The organism is Bradyrhizobium sp. HKCCYLRH2015 (genome assembly GCF_051168215.1).
Taxonomy (GTDB): Bacteria; Pseudomonadota; Alphaproteobacteria; order Rhizobiales; family Xanthobacteraceae; genus Bradyrhizobium.
Genome location: NZ_JBNPUO010000008.1, coordinates 364,817 through 383,171 on the forward strand (window position 1 = coordinate 364,817; position 18,355 = coordinate 383,171).

At 57.5% G+C, this 18,355-nt stretch carries 8 protein-coding genes, 1 tRNA gene and 2 pseudogenes; 6 read left to right on the forward strand and 5 right to left on the reverse strand.

Going from position 1 to position 18,355, the window contains the following annotated elements; translation table 11 throughout:
• Positions 1 to 107 precede the first annotated feature (107 nt).
• The 5 genes and pseudogenes from ACQR1H_RS22580 to ACQR1H_RS22600 form a co-directional block, all read left to right on the forward strand.
• Positions 108 to 1,232 (forward strand): acyltransferase, encoded by a 1,125-nt coding sequence (locus ACQR1H_RS22580; protein ID WP_434899827.1) that lies wholly within the window; start codon positions 108 to 110, stop codon positions 1,230 to 1,232.
• Between the two features lie 86 nt (positions 1,233 to 1,318).
• Positions 1,319 to 2,233 carry a DUF5829 family protein gene (locus ACQR1H_RS22585; protein ID WP_434899828.1) on the forward strand — a complete coding sequence of 305 codons (915 nt, stop codon included), beginning with the start codon at positions 1,319 to 1,321 and terminating at the stop codon, positions 2,231 to 2,233.
• A gap of 85 nt (positions 2,234 to 2,318) precedes the next feature.
• Positions 2,319 to 7,268 carry a MupA/Atu3671 family FMN-dependent luciferase-like monooxygenase gene (locus ACQR1H_RS22590; protein ID WP_434908193.1) on the forward strand — a complete coding sequence of 1,650 codons (4,950 nt, stop codon included), beginning with the start codon at positions 2,319 to 2,321 and terminating at the stop codon, positions 7,266 to 7,268.
• Positions 7,265 to 11,458, forward strand: a complete 4,194-nt coding sequence (locus tag ACQR1H_RS22595; protein ID WP_434899830.1) for a type I polyketide synthase — start codon at positions 7,265 to 7,267, stop codon at positions 11,456 to 11,458. The genes ACQR1H_RS22590 and ACQR1H_RS22595 overlap by 4 nt, the downstream gene beginning before the upstream one ends.
• Positions 11,459 to 11,717: 259 nt before the next feature.
• Positions 11,718 to 12,032: pseudogene (locus tag ACQR1H_RS22600) on the forward strand (transposase); the annotation flags it as partial.
• A 425-nt stretch (positions 12,033 to 12,457) separates the two neighbouring features.
• On the opposite strand, the gene ACQR1H_RS22605 reads toward ACQR1H_RS22600, so the two are convergent.
• Positions 12,458 to 13,936 carry an MFS transporter gene (locus ACQR1H_RS22605; RefSeq protein ID WP_434908194.1) on the reverse strand — a complete coding sequence of 493 codons (1,479 nt, stop codon included), beginning with the start codon at positions 13,934 to 13,936 and terminating at the stop codon, positions 12,458 to 12,460.
• 107 nt (positions 13,937 to 14,043) lie between these two features.
• Between ACQR1H_RS22605 and ACQR1H_RS22610 the strand changes: the two genes are divergently transcribed.
• Positions 14,044 to 15,225: a LysR substrate-binding domain-containing protein gene (locus ACQR1H_RS22610; RefSeq protein WP_434899832.1), complete on the forward strand. Its 1,182-nt coding sequence runs from the start codon at positions 14,044 to 14,046 to the stop codon at positions 15,223 to 15,225.
• 26 nt (positions 15,226 to 15,251) lie between these two features.
• Here the strand turns inward: ACQR1H_RS22610 and ACQR1H_RS22615 are convergent.
• From ACQR1H_RS22615 to ACQR1H_RS22630, 4 genes and pseudogenes are all read right to left on the reverse strand, one after another.
• Positions 15,252 to 15,555 (reverse strand): annotated as a pseudogene (locus tag ACQR1H_RS22615) (hypothetical protein); the annotation flags it as partial.
• Between the two features lie 550 nt (positions 15,556 to 16,105).
• Entirely contained in the window at positions 16,106 to 16,456 is a 351-nt protein-coding gene (locus ACQR1H_RS22620) for a hypothetical protein (RefSeq protein WP_434899833.1), read from the reverse strand.
• Between the two features lie 137 nt (positions 16,457 to 16,593).
• The gene (locus ACQR1H_RS22625) at positions 16,594 to 17,964 is read right to left on the reverse strand and encodes a tyrosine-type recombinase/integrase (protein ID WP_434908195.1); all 1,371 of its coding nucleotides are present in this window, start codon (positions 17,962 to 17,964) and stop codon (positions 16,594 to 16,596) included.
• 221 nt (positions 17,965 to 18,185) lie between these two features.
• A tRNA-Leu gene (locus ACQR1H_RS22630) sits at positions 18,186 to 18,270 on the reverse strand.
• Positions 18,271 to 18,355 lie beyond the last annotated feature (85 nt).

Sequence of the window (18,355 nt, forward strand, 5' to 3'; positions counted from 1 at the left end):
TGCTGCTTGTCGTCAAATCGGGGGAACGCTTCCCGCGGGCAAACGGGTGCTCACTCGGCACGACGTCGGCGCGCAATCGAAGCGACTGCATATTGAGGAAAGCAGCGATGATCAGACAATCGGCTCCGATCCCGCTCTCTGCCTATGACCAGTCGTTCGGCCTGGCGCCGTCGGTCATTCGTGTGCTCAGCTACAGATACGTTCCCGACATCGAGCGGTTCAACTTCGCACTCAGTCGGGCGTTCGAACGATTTCCGCAGTTTGCGACCGCACTCGCTCGATCGCAGCGCGGATCGTCCGAGTTGCTACCGCTACAGAGTCCGCAACGTCTGATCGTACGATCGCCGGTGACCTGGAATCCCGATTCAGATGCTGCGAATCACCTTTCGCTCTTCGTCACTGGCTTAGATCTAGCGCCAGGAGATCCGGTCTTCACCGCTACTCTGACCCCCGTGAACGGCGGATCTGTGATTGGATTGAGCATGTCGCACGCGGTCGGCGATGGCTATTCGTTCTATCTATTTATGTCGTATTTGCTTGAACAATTGGCAGCCGCACCTCCGTCTCGTCTATCCCCAGAGGAGCAGCTAAACAAAATAGTCCATTCTAATGCATCGGAGTCGCAGGCCGCATATGGACAACAAGACTTCCGCGTCAGGCGCGCGTTCAGCGTAATCGCTTTTGGTCGGGAGTTTCTGGATTCGCTGCGCGGCGAGCTTGCGACAGGTCAGTTCGTGCCAACTCTCAACGAAGCGCTGACGGCATTTCTGTTTCATCGTTACGGCCCGAAACTTCTGGGCGGCGCTACGGCGCTCCGCCTTCGCGTGCCGGTGAATGTGCGGAATGTACATCCAAATATTCCTCGCACGTTCATTGGTAATGCGTTTCTGGAGTCAATCGTTCCCGTTGCAGACGTGATCGACTCGCCATCAGCGGCGCGTGACACGGCGAGAAGAATACATGAGGCTGTGAACAGCGTGCGAAATCCAGACTACTTATCTTCGACTCTTCACATCCGGAGCGACCGGATCGAGTTGAGCGCTCCGGATTCCTATATTTTCAATAATCAAACTGACGTTGTCTCAACAAACTATGCACGAATGCCAGTTCACACAATTGACCTTGGGAACGGACCGCCGGTTCGCATCTTTTGCGCACTAACGGCGCCAACTGGCTTTGTCATTGTGCCAACATTTGATGGACTTGAGGCGCACATGTGCCACCTCGCGTGACGACGTCACGCGCGTTCCGGTCGACAGAGATAGGTAATAAATCCGACGCGAAGCAACGGCCTCCTGAAGGGAATGGTAACCACGCAATGACTCAATATAGCAACAATGAGATCGACGGCCGTGACGTGGCATTTGCAACCCCTCCGCATTTGGACCACGTCTTTCTGACGGTCGGCGCCGAAGCGTTGAAACTCATCAACGAATGCGAGTTCCTTCGCGGTGAACAGTTTAGTCGATTTGCAACACGCTCTTCGGAGAGCTCACTGCTATCGTCTTACACCGCAACGCGAGCCTACGGCAAAAACACTGTTGTGGAGATATTCCACGACAGATTCGGCGGCAACGATACGTTTATTGAGCATTGTGCAGGCATTGTACTCAGCTTCGACCACCCCGGCGAAATGAAGGAGGCTCATCGAGCACTTCATTCGGCCGGGCTTCCGTTCAGCAGCGAAATTGTGGAGCGGGTTACGCCACGGGCTGATGGTGGTCGTGACCGAAGCCCTTGGTATGAATTCACCAGACCTGAATTGGGCGGGATCAGCCCGATCGCATTGTTCCTGCATGAAATGCAACCCGGCTTCTTGGCAGAAATCGGTGCGAAGGTCGGTCCCGGTGGCCGGCAGGATCGATCGGAACGTTTCAACGCGGCCCTTGGACGGTTGCATACGGCTGACCACCTTATGGAAGACATTTCACTGGTGACCGTCCGACTGCGTCCCGGTCGAATTGAACGGGCGTCAGCAGTCCTCTCGACCTTGGGATATGACGTGTCAGCCATGGATTCCGGCATCCGAGTGCGTGGAACAGATGCCGAATTTATCTTTCTCGCGGATGAATCTCCACGAGAAGGGACCGTGGAGCTGAAGATAAAGATGGCCAGACCCGTCCCTGGCCGCCGCTTTGACTTCGGCTCCGAGTCGTCCCTCGTACTGTCGCCTGCAGGCCCCGACGATTGCTCGGCCTCGTGGACGTTTCTTCCTCACCGCAAGGCGTTGTGAGGCTGACATGACAGACCACTCGCAACCGGCCGGAGTTGATTGCGCTATTGCCGGACCAGCGCGCCCGCATGATGGGAGATCAGAGTTGCCGAAGCCGTTTTCGGCTTCGTGGGATGGGTCGCCCGGGCCGACATTGGCATCCTTATGGTTGAGGCGCATCGCGGAGCGCCCTGAAGCGATCGCACTCAGATGCGGAGACATCGCCCTTACGAACCGCGAGCTTAACGAGCGAGCCAGCGCAATTGCTGGTCGAGTCTTGGCGCTTGCCCAGAACGGACAGGAAATTGCCATTGTGGCTCGTCGAGGCTCTCATCTCGTGGTTGCGATCATCGCCGCAGCCTTGTCAGGGCGGAGCTGCTCAGTTTTGTCGCCGTCGATGTGGCGGTTCGACCTTGTTGCGGCGACATCCGGTAAGATCGTTCTTACAGAACGTACCCTACTGGCGAGTTTTCCATCTTCGCCGGCCATCTGCATAGACGATTGGGACGTCATCGATCGATTGAATGGTGCCCATCACATTGAACCCGCGCCACCAAAGTCCGACAAGCCTCAGGCGGTTGGGTCGAACAAGGCGATGGTTCCCCAGCATCCAATTGTGACCTTTGTGGACGGTTTGAAGCAACGTCGCTTCCATCCGACGCGAATTGCGCTGTTCTCGGATACTCACTCAAAGGAGTTCCTGCCGGAGCTCTGGGCCGGATTACTTTTGAGCTCTGTCATCCATTTAATGCCTTCCGCGAGCGAGTCTTTAGCGGCACTCGTCAAGACGCTGTCTTCCGAGGCGGATGAGCATGGGAGCATGTCCATCTTTCTGACACCGGCTACGGCGGATGCCCTGTTGGCCGCAATACCAAATCTACTGAGAGCCATCGACGGGCTAATAATCCATGGAACAGGGCTGAACCCTGCGCATTCTGCCGCAATGGCTGCTCACGCGGCAAGCCACAGCACGCTTGTGGCGCTCACGGGATTCGGAGAGTCACCGGATCTATTTCTGCCGATCAGCCCGGCGGACAGCGACCCGTTGGTCGCGATTCACGAGGCTGAAGACGATTCATTGTTAGTTGTTGCTGACAAATCCGCCAATCCAGTCGAGCCTGGAGTGATTGGCCATATTTGGCTGCGCTCACCATCCAGTGCCCTCGTGCAGACCGGAATGCAAGGCTGGAAAACGCCAGCCGGTAGGCACGAGATTTTCGTTTCTGCGGAGTGGAATATTCCGCACGTATTTGAACCAGAACGGAGCCGACTGATTACCTACTGGCGTGAACGCCTTGCAGATCTGGCCCCGTGCGTCAACCTGCCGGAAGACCGGCATCGCGCGCCAGAAATGAAAACCGGATACGCGAGCATCACAAGCAGCCTTCCTCCTGAATTGGAGGCTAGCGTTGCCGCGCTTGGCAGGAAGCAGAACGCGTCCGTGCAGGCGATTTGCCTGGCGGCTTTCGCCTTAGTTCTACAGCGATATAATCGCGATGCGGACATCGCCATTGGCACGTCATTCCCGCGGAAGACGGGCGCTTTGATTCAATCGAACGGTGGCGTCTTCACGGATGTCGTCGTGGTGCGGCCTGTCGTCTCCACATCGCGTTGCTTTTCCGAGTTGGTCGATCGATTGACGACAGATTTAACCCGTGATGCAGAATACCGAATGCCGTTCGCGGCGCTAGTCGAGGTGTTGCGGCCAGAACCCGACGCCGCGCACGGTGCAGTTTGCCAAGTGTTCTTCGCATTTTTGCAGGGCCAGACGGATCTAACAGAGGACGAAGCGACGAGCGGCGGACTTCGACCCATGGGCCTCAGCGGTGCAGCCCATGGGGATCTCTCACTGAACGTCATCCATAATGGCTCGTCCCTCATTGTGCGATTGGCCTATTCGACGGCTCTATTCGACGAGGCGACGGCAAGCCGTATCGTCGGGCACTTCGTAACCATGATCACCGAAGGCGTTAATCGCCCAGGAGCTGATCTTGCACTTCTGGAGATTCTACCCACGCCCGAGCGTGACCTTCTCCTCAGAGAATGGGCTTGCGGAACAGTTGAGGTGGAGAATCGCCACCTCGTTCACGAACGCATTTCAGCCCAAGCCAAGCGCAGTCCAAGTGCCTCGGCCGTTGTTGATGCCGTGCGTACGATGTCATATCGAGACCTCGATGAGGCCGCGAACGCCTTGGCAGTACACCTGCAATCTCTCGGTGTTGGTCCGGACTCCGTGGTTGGCGTTTACATGGGACGTTCCGTTCAGACAGTCGTAGCGTTGCTCGGAATTCTAAAGGCTGGCGCGGCGTACCTACCCCTCGATCCTGAATATCCGATCGACCGCTTGTCTTTTATGGTTTCGGATTCAGGAGCCGCGATCATCGTTTCGACAATATCAATGCTGTCTGCGGCTCGTTCCTTAGGAGCCCACGTTGTTCCGGTCGATACGGTCATGAACTCAGGCGCCCAGCTAACGCCTGTCAAGGCGGATTCGGCACGCCTCGCCTATCTGATCTACACCTCCGGTTCGACAGGGCGACCAAAAGGCGTTCGCGTCACACAAGGAAACCTCGCGACATTCCTCACCGCAATGGATGCCCAATTCGGCGCCGACGCGCCAGGCACCTGGCTCGCGGTTACAAGTATCTCGTTTGACATATCAGTGCTGGAGATATTTTGGACCTTGACGAAGGGCTTTCGAGTGGTGATCAGAGCCGATCAGAAGCTCCAAGAAACGACCCCCTCGACACCGTTGCCTGCACGTCCGGCTTCCGCGTCGGAGCGACCGATGGAGTTCAGTCTTTTCTTCTTCGGCAACGCCGCGTCCGACAGTGATAGGAAAGCCGAGCGGTATCAGCTGTTGTTCGACGCCGCCAAATTCGCCGACCAAAATGGCTTCACCGCCATATGGACTCCAGAACGACATTTCCACGCCTTCGGTGGACTTTATCCGAATCCGTCCGTCCTTTCGGCGGCGCTGGCAGCCACAACTCAACGGATCAGCATTCGTGCGGGAAGTGTCGTGCTACCTCTCCACGATCCATTACGGGTCGCCGAAGAATGGGCGCTCGTGGATAATCTATCCGGCGGCCGCATTGGAATAGCGTTTGCGTCGGGCTGGCAGCCCGATGATTTCGTACTCGCTAGCGATCGGTACGAAGGCCGAAAGCAGGAGATGCTTCGGGGGATTGAAGAGGTTCGAAAGCTATGGAACGGCGACACGGTACGTCGGCGGAACGGTGTTGGGAAGGAGATCGACGTCTCTGTCTATCCGCGACCGGTCCAGGGGGAATTGCCAATCTGGTTGACGAGCTCGCGTCATCCAGAAACGTTTGTCGCGGCAGGTGAAGCCGGCGCTGGAGTTCTCACCCACTTAATCGGTCAGAGTCTCAGCGAACTTGCCGATAAAATTGCAATCTATCGAGATGCATGGAACCGGAGCGGACGGCCGGGGCGGGGACATGTCACTCTGATGGTGCACACCTTCGTGGGCAATAACGTGCACCTAGTGAAGAACTTGGTTCGCCAACCCCTCAAAGATTACATCCGCTCTTCATATGATCTTATGGCGGGTTTAGGCGTCGCCCATGGGGTCAATATACGAGATCTCCCAGAACAAGAACTGGAAGGCTTGCTCGACCTTGGGTTCGAGCGATTCTTCGCAGAATACGGACTCCTCGGCTCGATCGGCGACGTCGCGACGACCGTGGCAAAGCTGTCTGAGATCGGTGTCGACGAAGTTGGGTGCCTGATTGATTTCGGCATCGACGACAGTCTCGTCCTAGAGGCCTTGCCACACTTGGTCTCAGCTCGAGAATTGTATCTGAACAAGCGGGGGGCAGACGAGACGACGTACCAAGGTGGCAGCAGCATCATCGACGACATGCGACGTCATGATGTCAGCCATCTCCAGTGCACGCCAACCCTCGCCAGCATGCTCTTAGCGGAGCGTGGATCGGGCGATCAGATGCGGCGTCTGCAACGACTCCTGGTCGGCGGCGAAGCACTGCCGCCGGATTTGGCTTCTGCCCTTGCCAAAGCCGTTGGTGGCACAGTCCACAACATGTATGGGCCGACTGAGGCTACCGTGTGGGCAACTTCTTACACTGTGTCGCCCGATCAGGCGCCAATGATCGGACGACCGCTGCCGGGCTATCGTACCTATGTCGTCGATGCTGCGATGCAGCCAGTGCCTATCGGCGTGGCGGGTCAATTGATGATCGCGGGCGAAGCCGTCGCCGACGGTTACCATGATCGGCCTGAACTAACCAGCGAACGGTTCACGGCAGACCATTTCTCAGTCGACGGTCATGGGCGACTTTATCACACCGGGGACTTGGTCCGATGGCGTCCATCCGGGGACCTGGAGTTCCTCGGAAGAGTTGACCACCAAGTCAAGCTGCGAGGCCGACGCATCGAGCTGGGCGAAATCGAAGCTGCGATCGGTGCGCACGAGGCCGTCAAACGTGTCGTTTGTGATGTACGTGGAGACGGCGATGGACGGCGACTTGTTGCCTACGGCGAGATTGCTGCCGGGCATGCGTCACCCACTGTTGCTGAATTGCGCACCTTCTGTTCACGCACCTTACCGGAGTACATGGTCCCCTCCGACTTCGTCTGGATTGACGCCCTGCCGCAGACGCCTAACGGAAAGATTAATCGGCAGGCGCTCCCAGATCCAGTCGTGAATCACAATACTAACGAGGGCGATATGGGGCCGCTCAGCGATCTCGAAGAGAGGATCGCAGCGATTTGGCGAGAGGTTCTGGAGATCGATAGGGTCGGCCGGAACGACAATTTCTTTAGCCTTGGTGGAAATTCCGTACTGATTGTTGGGGCCCGGAGTCTTCTAATCGACCGCGTTGGAGATGTCTCTCTCGTGGATCTATTCCGCCATCCGACGGTCGCCACACTCGCCACCGCATTCGCGGCGCGTGCGCAACCACAAGAGGACAACAACAGTTCCGCGTCTCGCGCTGCGGAGGCGGCGGAGCGCCGCCTCGCTGCCTCACGCAGCCGGCGAAAGCGGATCAGTACAACAGGAGCGTCAGCATGAGCTACGAGGATATAGAGGCGATTGCAATCGTCGGCATGACAGTGCGTGTCCCCGGAGCACGGACGACCGACGAGATCTGGCACAATATTGTCCGGAAGATTGAATCGGTAACATGGTTCAATCCGGCTCAATTGGATGGTGCCGGAGTGCCACGCCAGCTTTATGGTGACCCGGCCTATGTTCCAGCCGCGGCGGTGCTCACCGACGCCGATCAATTCGACGCGGAATTCTTTGGCATCAGCCGGAGCGAGGCAACGATGCTTGATCCGCAACATCGGATCTTCCTGGAATGCGCTTGGGAGGCACTCGAGGACTCTGGTTATGACCCTCACCGATTCGAAGGAATGATCGGAGTCTATGGCGGCTGCTATATGAACCGCTATATCTTTAACCTTTATACTAACGAGGAATTCGCACGGTCACCCCTGGTTCACTACGCGTGGCGTTACAATGACAAGGACTTCATCACGGGACAGGTGGCCTATCAACTCAATCTTCGAGGTCCGGCCATCACGGTCCAGACGGCTTGCTCGACATCGCTGGTCGCGACGCATTTGGCATGTCAGGCGCTGCTTTCGCACGATTGTGATATCGCGCTGGCAGGGGGCGTTACGATAAGAGTGCCGTTAAGCGCCGGTTACTTGGCGCCGGAAGGAGCGATGTTCTCGCCTGATGGCCGTTGCCGGCCATTTGATGCCGCTGCCAACGGAGCGGTTCCGGGTGAGGGGTGCGCAATTGTCGCATTAAAACGGCTGAGCGACGCGATCGCTGATGGCGACAACATCCGAGCGGTAATCCGAGCTGCGGCAATCAACAATGACGGACGTAATAAGGTCAGCTTCGCAGCACCTAACCCAGAAGGGCAGATGCGGGCTATCATCGCGGCACACACCATGGCCGCGGTAAATCCAGACACAATCGGATACGTGGAGGCGCACGGAACCGGTACGCGTCTTGGAGATCCCATCGAGGTGTCGGCATTGACGGATGCCTTTCGGCTCCGTACGAAACGCCGGAATTTCTGCGCTCTCGGTTCGTTAAAGGCCAATATCGGGCACCTCGATGCCGCGGCCGGGGTGGCTGGACTAATCCGGGCGGTGTTGGCGCTCGAACGAAAATGTATCCCGCCACAGGCGAATTTTGTAGAGCCGAACCGCGAACTCAAGCTCGATACATCTCCCTTCTATGTGCCGACGGAGCCACGGGAATGGAAATCTGTCGACGGGCCGCGTCGAGCCGCCGTCAGTGCGTTTGCGGTGGGCGGCACGAATGCCCATGTTATTCTCGAAGAAGCACCGCCAAGAGCCGTTGTTAGCCCGCGGCACCGAACGCACGAATTGCTCGTATTATCCGGGCACAATAAAAAGGCGATCGATGTGGTGGCGGGGCGTCTCGCCAACCACATCGATGAGCATCTCGATCAGAACCTTGCAAGCGTGGCCTTCACCCTCTCAGAGGGGAGGTCGAGACTGCAATCGCGACGCTTCGTCGTGGCCGCAGACGCCGCCAGCGCAGCGCGAGCCTTGCGTGAGCCAGCACAGGCGGTCACTTCCGATGGGTCGAAGCCCCGGATCGTATTCATGTTTCCTGGGGTCGGCACCCAGTATCCGGACATGACACTCGACATTTATGAGAGTGAACCGGAATTTCGGAAGCAGGTTGATCTATGCGCCTCCATTGTGTTGCAGGGTCTTGGTATGGACGTTCGACACTACCTGTTTCCATCTCGTTATCCGGGCGTCGAGGTGGATCGGGAATCAGTGCCGCACGTGCTGTCGGCTATCTTCACCGTCGAGTACGCCCTTGCCATGCTTTGGCAGTCTTGGGGCGTCAAGCCCGACGCCATGCTCGGTCATAGCCTCGGCGAGTATGTTGCCGCATGCTTGGCCGGGGTTTTGTCGCTACCCGATGCGTTAGGCCTGAGCGTGAGGAGGGGGCGCCTTTTCGATCTCATTCCGGAAGGCCGTATGATGGGCGTTCCTCTTTCCGCATCTGAGATCAAGCCGTTCCTTGGCGATAAGCTATCCTTAGGAGCGGTAAACGCCCCTGAATTGTGCCTGGTCTCTGGACTCAACGGCGATCTCGAAGCGCTCAGCGAGAAGTTGGCGCAGCGCGGCGTCACGTGCCGCGTCTTGCCCGTGCGAATGGCAAGCCACTCCTATTTGGTTGATCCCTATCTCGACGGTTTCACAAGGACCGTGGCTGAATACCACCTTTCACCTCCGACAATTCCCTATCTCTCGTGCCTCACCGGCAATTGGATCAGACCCGAAGAAGCAACAGATCCCGGCTATTGGGCCCGACAACTTCGATCACCCGTTCAATTCGAATCCATGGTTCGCACAGCCCTTTCTCAGCTGGGTACGGTTTTGCTCGAGGTTGGACCAGGCAATACGCTCTGCACACTTGCCGGGGCACAGCATGCGGAATCACGCCCGAATGCCATACCATCGTTGCGGCACCCTAATGATCCGCGTACCGACTTCGAAAGCTTGCTGGGGGCAGCCGGCCGATTGTGGCAGTCTGGCGCAACCATCGACTTGAAATCCCTGACCCGGGCTGACGCGCCACAGCGCGAATCGCTGCCGACCTATCCCTTCCAGCGCAAGCGCTATTGGATCAACCGTGGCAAAGCTATCGGCCCCGGATCGAGTGGCGAAGAGTCAGGTTATGCCGCAGAAGGATCATTCTCTCCGGAAGTCGATCCGATCGATGTGGCGGACAATATCGCGGACGTGGAGATGTCCGAACGAGAGCGAGCCGTCGCGGGGATTTGGCGGAGCCATTTAGGCTGCAACAAGATCGGTCTTGATGATCATTTCGAGTCAGTCGGCGGCCATTCGCTTCTTGCGGCACAAATGCTGCCACATCTTCGCGCACTAAGCGACGCGCCCATCAAGATAACGGATTTCTTCGGTTCGCCAACCATCCGCAAACTGGCTGCACTGATTGGCGCAGCAGGGAGTCGATCCGCCGTCGATCTTTCCGCCGAAGTGGTTCTGGATCCGACAATTCGAGCATCCGGCCTTCCCGCGGCCCGGCCGGGAGAAGCATCAGCAGTACTACTTACCGGTGCCACTGGATTTCTCGGTGCGTTCCTGTTGTCGGAACTTCTCCAGCAGACGGAAGCGACCGTCTATTGCTTGGTCAGGGCTGTCGATCCGGTGGAAGGGGAGCACCGATTGCTGGAGACATTAAGCAATAACGGTTTGCCAGCTCCGAAGCCTGGTCGGCTCGTTGTCGTTCCAGGTGACCTTGAGAAGCCCAGGCTAGGCGTGCCGGCCGCCGACTACGAGGTTCTGGCTGGTCGTGTCGATGCGATATATCACTGCGGAGCACGCGTAAATTTCGTTCGGCCCTATTCGGTCTTGAAGACCGCAAACGTCCTCGGAACCGAAGAGGTTCTGCGCTTGGCGACTCGTCATCGTCTCAAGACCGTACACTACGTTTCGACGCTGTTCGTCAACGTGGGAGCCTTTGCAACCGGCGCAACGTTCGTTGGCGAAGAAGATCCGCTTCCACCTCCGGTCGGACATTCATCGTCCTACACAGAGAGCAAATGGGTCGCCGAAGGCCTCTGTCGTCTCGCCGCTGAACGGGGCGTACCCGTCGTGGTCTATCGGCCAGGCAACGTTCTCTGCCATCAGCATACCGGGATTTGCAATCCGGAGGACTTCTTCACCAAGTTTGCCCAGGGGTGCATCGATCTCGGCTTAGCCCCGCGCCGGCGCGCAGCTTATCCGGTCGGCACCGTAGACGATGTGGCTCGGATGCTGGTGATGTTCTCGCTGCAAGAAGATGCGATTGGCCGTACATTTCATCTTGTCCATCCCGAAGTGCTAGAATGGGAAGATATGTTCGGCCATTTTGATGAGTTCGGGTATGAAGCGCCGCTCGTTTCGTGGGACGTGTGGTACGCGGCCTTCGTTCGAAAGCGCGAATCGGGGAGCGACAATGTCCTCCTACCTCTGACAGATATGATTGACAAACTGAAGGTCGATAATCGCGATTGGCCGCGGTTCGGCGTAGACAATTCCAGACGCTTCCGCGAACGACTCGGACAGCCATATCCAGTACTCGACCGCAGCTACTTTGCGAGAATGTACGGGCGTCTCGCCGAATGCGGCTTGTTGCCTACACCAACGCTGAAGGCGGCCACACATCCACCTTTGCTCGTCCCTGCGAAATAGGCGTCCTATACCGGCGGTGTTCGAATGGTTCAATCCGAGGGTGCGTCCAGAGTCCTTTGGGAATCCATCGCGTACAAGTCGTCTATTGGCCAATTGGTCCTCACAGCGCGTTCCTTAAGGAGCGCTGCAAAGCGCGTTTGGTCCGACTGATTGCAATCGCATGGGACTTCTCCCAAAGGTCTCATTACTGGAAGGCTCGCAAGATAGAGGATGACGAATGAGTGCCTTGTTCGCGAAGCAAGAATGGTCGGCGGAATAAAAGGTGTCCAAGCTCGCCGCCATCATGGATGAGGCCGAGCCTGATGTGCTCGCCTATATGAGCGTTCCGGCTCGGCACTGCGCCAAGATGCACTCGACCAATCCAATCAAGAGGTCAATGGCGAGACCAAGCGGCGCGCCGAGGTAGTCGGCATCGTCCCAAACGGGGACGCCAGTTCGTCTCGTCGGCGCGATCCTGCTCGAGCAGAACGAGGGGGCGGTCCAGCGCGCCCGTGACATGACGCTGGAAACCATCGCGCTTTTGAGCGCTGATCCGATCACTGAGGAGGTACTGCCAAAACGCCAAGCGCGCTAGGGAGTTCGCCGGATCCTGGGACGATGGCGATCCACACTCTTTCCCAGAATCTCTGGCTAGAAGCTGACGCGATTGAGAGGTGCTGACGGTCCGAGGTGTCCGGCCTTCGTATAGGGGTCTTTGAGCGTCCAATAGTCGGAAAAATGATTGTGTGTTGTACGCCGACATCGCGTTCGAGTCAGAAAATTACTGAGAAGATTGGAAGTCGGCGGGAATACTGAGGCTCCTCGAGTATTCGGGGTCTACGCCGAGTGACGTTCCTCGTGTGATGCTGACAACGATAAGACTGTTGGAATGCTCGATGTTGAACGCGATACCGCTTATACGGGAGGTCGCGCTCACCATCTATGGCCATCCGCACTTTGCTAGTCGTGGGCTGCCGCCATTCTGGCACTCGTGGCGCAGTTACACGCTCTCTTTCATTCTTATTCCGACCTGGCCTTACGCTCGCTATCGTCATCCATGATGCTGACTGCGGCTGGAGATGGCAACTCTCGATCCGAAGAATGCAACCCAATCAGAGTAAAAACCGCCGCCGAGCCGACCACGGCAGCGATCGCGGCAATTGCAAAGATCGTGGCAAATACGTTGATTCCGGTCAAAATTAAACTGGGCTGTTCCAACGATGTTCTCATCACGGCACCGAACATCGCAATCCCGATAGCGAATCCACCCTGACGGAGGATTACGCTTATCGCAGAAGCTGCTCCCGCCTGCTCGCGACGTACAGATCCGACAATCCTCGCCGTTAGTTGCGGATTGAGTGCACCGTTTGCGCACCCCGCGATGGCCATGCCAATAAGGCCCATGACGAGATGCTGCATCTGTGCGGCCGCGGCCATCACAAAAGCGCCGATCGAGACGATCAGAAGCCCGGCGCCAAAGAAGACTCTCGCTTCCATTGCCAGTGCAATGCGAGCGGAGAACATGGGCAATGCAACCATAGGCATGGTTGCAGCCAGCATCAAGACCCAAGCGTCACTAAAAGAGCGGCCCAACCGTTCTTGCAGGAAGAGGGGTAGATAAATTAGCACGGCCCAGTAAGCGACCGACAGAGCAACTGGCACGAGACAGAATCCCACGAATGTTCGGCTGGAAAACATATCGAGTTCTATAAGTGGTTGAGTACCAAAGCGTTGAGTTGACCAGAAGGCAATAAAGAGGGCCAGTACCCATAGAATTGCAAGCCAACTGGGAATTTCGAAGGTCGAGATGCGTGCACCATGAAGCAGGAGCCAGACGACCGAAAGAAGCAGTGCACTCAACGTTGCGATGCCGCGGAGATCAATTTTCCGCTTAGCTGGATCGCGAGATTCGTCGACTACTATGATCGCTGCAATTGCGATAAATAAGCATATGGGGATGTTGATTAAGAACACCCAATGCCACCCCAATAGGTCCGCGATCAGGCCGCCCCCGGCCGGGCCGAGGGCTGTTGCGACTCCTGCCATCGTTCCGGTCCAGGCGAACGCCCGAGCGCGACTTGCTGTATTAGTGTAGCGATTACCAATTATTGCGAGCCCAGAGGACATCATAAAGGCCGCGCCGATACCCTGGCCTACGCGGCCAATGATCAGAGAAGTCTGAGCTCCAGCAAAGGCACATTGGAGGGACGCGAGAAGGAAGATGGCATCGCCACCAAGCAACATCATGCGCCTGCCGAAGCGGTCGGCGAGAATTCCGGCGGACAACAAGAAGGCCGTCAGCGCAATGCTGTAAGAATCCATGAGCCAGGCGAATCCGCCGACATCGAGTGCCAGATCCTGTTTTACGAGGGGCATCACCATAACAATTGCTGTGATATCGAAGTTTACGACGAATAATACCAAGCCTACGATCGTAGGAACCAACGTGTTCAGCAGCGATGTGGAGTCGTCTAAGCTGGTCGAACTTTCCGCGGTCAAGTGTCGTCCCCTATCTGAAGGTGTTGCCACATTTCGGGTGGGTTATCGGAGCTCTAGCGAATGAACGCATCCGGTGGATAACGCGTACGTCGGGAGAGCTTCCGAGAGTGGAAGACGACGCATTCCAGGTGATTAATGCCGGTTCGGAACGCAAGACGATAAGGTCCCAGCTGCGGGCTGCCCGGCCCGGATTGCTTTCTGCAGTTGCACAAAATGCAGGCTTTGCGACCAATGCTCGTTTCTCGAAGGCGCAATGGTCATACCGGTTTAAATGCCGAACAACTCGGGCAGACGCGAATGATCGCTTCTCAAAACGGCATGAATCTGTATCATGGTACGCGAGGTCCCATATGATCCGTCGCATGCCGCCCTTCGGCCCGCTTGTCGCGTTCGACGCAGTCGCCCGCAATCGCTCGTTTACGCGCGCGGCCGACGAACTGGGGGTTACCCAGAGCGCAATCAGTCATCAGGTGCGACGCCTTGAAGAATTCTTCGGTATGCAACTCTTGATACGCCGCAATCCAGGAGTCGAATTGAGCGATGACGGGGCAAGGTTAGAAGGCGAGCTCGGCCCACTCCTCAACGAGATAGCCGGTCTTGGGCCTAGGTTAAGATATAGATCGGCCCGACAGATGCTGCGCTTGGGAGCTGGCTCGTCGTTAGCCGGATGGTGGTTGGTTCGCCGGTTGAGAGCCTTTCGCCATTCCAACTCGGAAATAGAGATTGATTTCCGGCTTGTCGAATCTGAGGCTGTCGATGAACCGCCGCTGGATGTGCGGATATTGTGGACTACTCTCGCAGAGTCCCGCGCCACGCCATTGCAAGAACCACTCCTACGCGAACGTATCTTTCCGGTCTGCGCCCCGTCTCTGCTTCCTCAGGGCATACCTTTGTCGGACCCAACGGCACTGCTCGATCTTCCATTGATACAGAAAGGTCATCCCCCTGAGGGTGAATGGAGTTGGGCCTACTGGTTCGGGAAACTTGGGCTTAAGCGCACCGAACCGCGCGGTCTTTTATTGGGGGACATGGGCCTTTGCCTGACCGCCGCTGTGGAGGGGGCTGGCGTGGCCATCGGCCGCTCCCTCCTCGTCGCCGATGCAATCAGCGACGGGCGCCTCGTGCCCGCACTAGCGAGTGCTCCTCATGTACTATCCAAAAAGGTTCACATTGCGCGTTGGAGCCAGGATCGCATTGGAGATCCACACACCAGAGTTCTGGTAAATTGGCTCGCGCAAGCCGCCGAAGACACGAATCGCGCTATGTCAAACGACTGGCATGGGTTGTAGGAATGTACGGAGTTGCGAGACATCCGTTAAACTGACACCCCAGTCGAGCGCGCTTCCGAACCCGGCTGGTCCGCCTCGGGTTTGGGGAGGCCATTTGATCTACGATGCGCGGCCATGGCGGGTTGGTCCAGCATGGCGTAGTGTCGCTGCTCGGCTTCGGCCGGCGGGAGGTTGCCGATGGGCTCAAGGAACCTGCCGTTATTGAACCAGTCCACCCGTTCCAGGAGCACGAACTCGACGGCTTCGAAGTTTCGCCATGGCCCACGCCGATGGATCACTTCAGCCTCTGTAGAGGCCTTTGATGGTTTCGGCGAGAGCGTTGCCATGGTTGCCCTATCGTGCTCTTGCCATAGCTTTCGAGCCGGGATCATATAACAAGTTCCGCGCGACAGGGATCCGCGGCGCGGAGCCTCGCCTGAAACGCCATGGGCTACGGCAAAGCGCGCCCGGAATGCCAGCTTTCCTTGACCGAAAGAGCCGCCTCGCTGAGCCGCTCGGACCCGAAAGGCTGCCGGATAGCCTCTAAGCAGTCGCTCCGAAGAGCGATTTGAGATGGCTGCAGGTCCCCGCAATCACCGAAGATGAAGTCTGCCGGCACACGCTGCGCCGAAACAGATACACTGGCGGGTACAGCCAAGAGACGTAAGAAACTCTCTGTATATCATAGCGTAAAGTTCGATCCCGCCCCTGGCGGGCCACACCTATGCCCCTTGCATCGACGTTCTATTTGGATCGGGCGCGTGGGCCGTCGGCGCTTGCGGACCCAAGAGGCTATTACTCTGGCTGCATATCCGGGAAATACAGACTTACGAGCTCGCCCGAGCCATATCGCGGCTTGTTGAACCGAGCCTCAACATACTGCAGCCGCCCACTTTTCAGATCAGTCTGCAGCGCCCAAAATACGTCTGCCGGAAGAGAAGAGCCGGAAGTCCGGCTTGAGTCTCAAGTACAGCAACACGGGGTGTGCCTGAGCAGCATTAGCATCATTGCGATGAACAATGCGCGAGCACATCAGAGAGCAGCGGATTTTCCTGCCGAGGTGCTTGGGCATCTTGGGTTTGGTCGTGACGATTTCGGAAAGCAAATGGGTGATAGCTTCATCTGTGCTGGCGTCACGCTCGCTGCCATGCATTGAGATGTAGTAGCTCGCAGTGACCGATTTCACGTGAGCAACCGGAAAATATTCCTCTTCGGGTTGCTTGCGATTTGGCCGCCGGTCTCTAGCCCGCATTCGAGGTCTTTCCCTTTGGCCAGGTGGAGAGGTTACGAGGTAGCAGGCCATTTTTGCCCCAGCGGTCTGCTGAAACGTCAAATGATCTTTGCCAGGGATCGAACAGGCAGCATCAACCGCGCACGAAGATACGTGGCTCAGCGCTGCGTGCCGCGCTGGATCGGCATCACCTTCTTGGGATCGAGCCAGTGGTCGATACGATCAGCCCAATGCTGCATCAGCTTTGTGCGCGAGCCGATCAGCGCGAGTGGTCCGTGTTTCTTGTAGAGCCCTTCCACGGTTGAACTATCGAGATGCGCGAGCTGCAGCTCGACGACATCGCCATCCCATGCCTTGGCCTCCTTGATTTCTTCGTGGTGAGACAGGGTCGAGAAGGTAGTCCGGAATCCGTGGGCGCAATGATCAGTCTTGGTGTCAATGCCAAGCAGCCGCAAGCGCTTGTTGAGCGTGTTGTTCGATAGCGGGGTATCCTTTGAGCAGGAAAAAACGTACTGGCGATGGCCGGTCAGCTTTTGGACGTTGCGCAGGATTGCGAGTGCCTGCCGTGACAAGGGCACGACATGGTCCCAACCGGTCTTCATTTTGGCAGCCGGAATAGTCCAGCGTTCGGCGTCCCAATCGACCTCGCTCCACTCCATTTCATTGACCATGCCGGGGCGGGGAATGGTCAGCGCATCGAAGCGCAAGGCATGGCCAACAATGTCGCCAAACCTCCCTCTCGTCCACGGTGCGCTGATGAGCTTGAAGACGCGCGTCACGTCGCGTGGTTCGGTTACGCCGGGACGCGGCGTCGAAATGTTGGCAATCATCTGCCCATTCAGGTTGCGGAATGGGTTGTAGCCGTCGCCTTCGACGTCGGCATAGTCGCAGATTTGCGCACTGATGCTGCGCACGCGGTCGCGGGTTTCCAGCTTTCCCTCGGCTTCGTATGAACGCATGAAAGCGAGCACGTCGGGACGCTTGATGTCCTGCCTGCACAGCTTGCCGAAACGAGCCTTGACGTAGCCGACGCGCAGCTCGAGCACCTCGATGGTCTTGGGGTCGCGCACCGCGACGATCCTGCCCCGTTTGACTTTTTCCACCTTCTTCTTCGCGAGCCACTCGTCGGCCCATTGCTCGAAAGGCCGGGCGGCCGCCTGCCTGTGCTTATCGAGCTGCTTCTCGGTGCTCGGGTCTTTGCCTTCCTTGAGCAGGTCTTTCGCCTTGTCCCGCTCGCGCCGCGCGTCGGCGAGCGAAAACGTGCCATCCTTGCCGTTGCCGTAAGGGCCGATGGAGTAGGTTTTCTGACGGCTATGGAAGCGGTAGCTCATCCGCCACAGCTTGGAGGCCGCGTTACCAGGTCTGCTCTTGTCCGGCGTGACGAAGAGATAAAGACCGCCGCCGGTCACATCCGAGATCTTGGCGGGGCTCCACGCGCCCTTGTCGAATTTCGGTCGGGCGGTGCGGCAGTCGACGTCGGTCCTGATCTGCTTGGGGTTGGCGCACGCGCCGTCGTTCTTGCGGGCCATCGGCTCAATTCCTCGTTCGGAATAGCGAAAGTCGCCGTGAACGTTTGTTCTCCCGATACCAACACGATACCAACAAAAATACCAACAAATCGGACGGCTGGGATCGGATGAGAACAAACGGTGACGAACACCGATGTACGCGGAAGTGCCTATTTTTCAAGGGGTTCCGAGTGCTGCGCGAACGGTTGCGGGCGATTTAGAACGGGTCCGAACGGCCTAGTTGGTGCCCCTGGCCGGAATCGAACCAGCACTCCTTGCGGAACTCGATTTTGAGTCGAGCGCGTCTACCAGTTCCGCCACAGGGGCATTCGCCGGGCCTGTGCAGGAACCATAGCGAAGCGGGCGGACTATAGCGGGCGGCCGGGCCGGGTCAACCCGCACGGACGTGATG

Bases quoted from the DNA above. Each gene is read 5' to 3' on its own strand.
- ACQR1H_RS22580 (WP_434899827.1), top strand. From the start codon at position 108: ATGATCAGACAATCGGCTCCGATCCCGCTCTCTGCCTATGACCAGTCG.
- ACQR1H_RS22585 (WP_434899828.1), top strand. From the start codon at position 1,319: ATGACTCAATATAGCAACAATGAGATCGACGGCCGTGACGTGGCATTT.
- ACQR1H_RS22595 (WP_434899830.1), top strand. From the start codon at position 7,265: ATGAGCTACGAGGATATAGAGGCGATTGCAATCGTCGGCATGACAGTG.
- ACQR1H_RS22620 (WP_434899833.1), bottom strand. From the start codon at position 16,456: ATGCGGGCTAGAGACCGGCGGCCAAATCGCAAGCAACCCGAAGAGGAA.
- ACQR1H_RS22625 (WP_434908195.1), bottom strand. From the start codon at position 17,964: ATGGCCCGCAAGAACGACGGCGCGTGCGCCAACCCCAAGCAGATCAGG.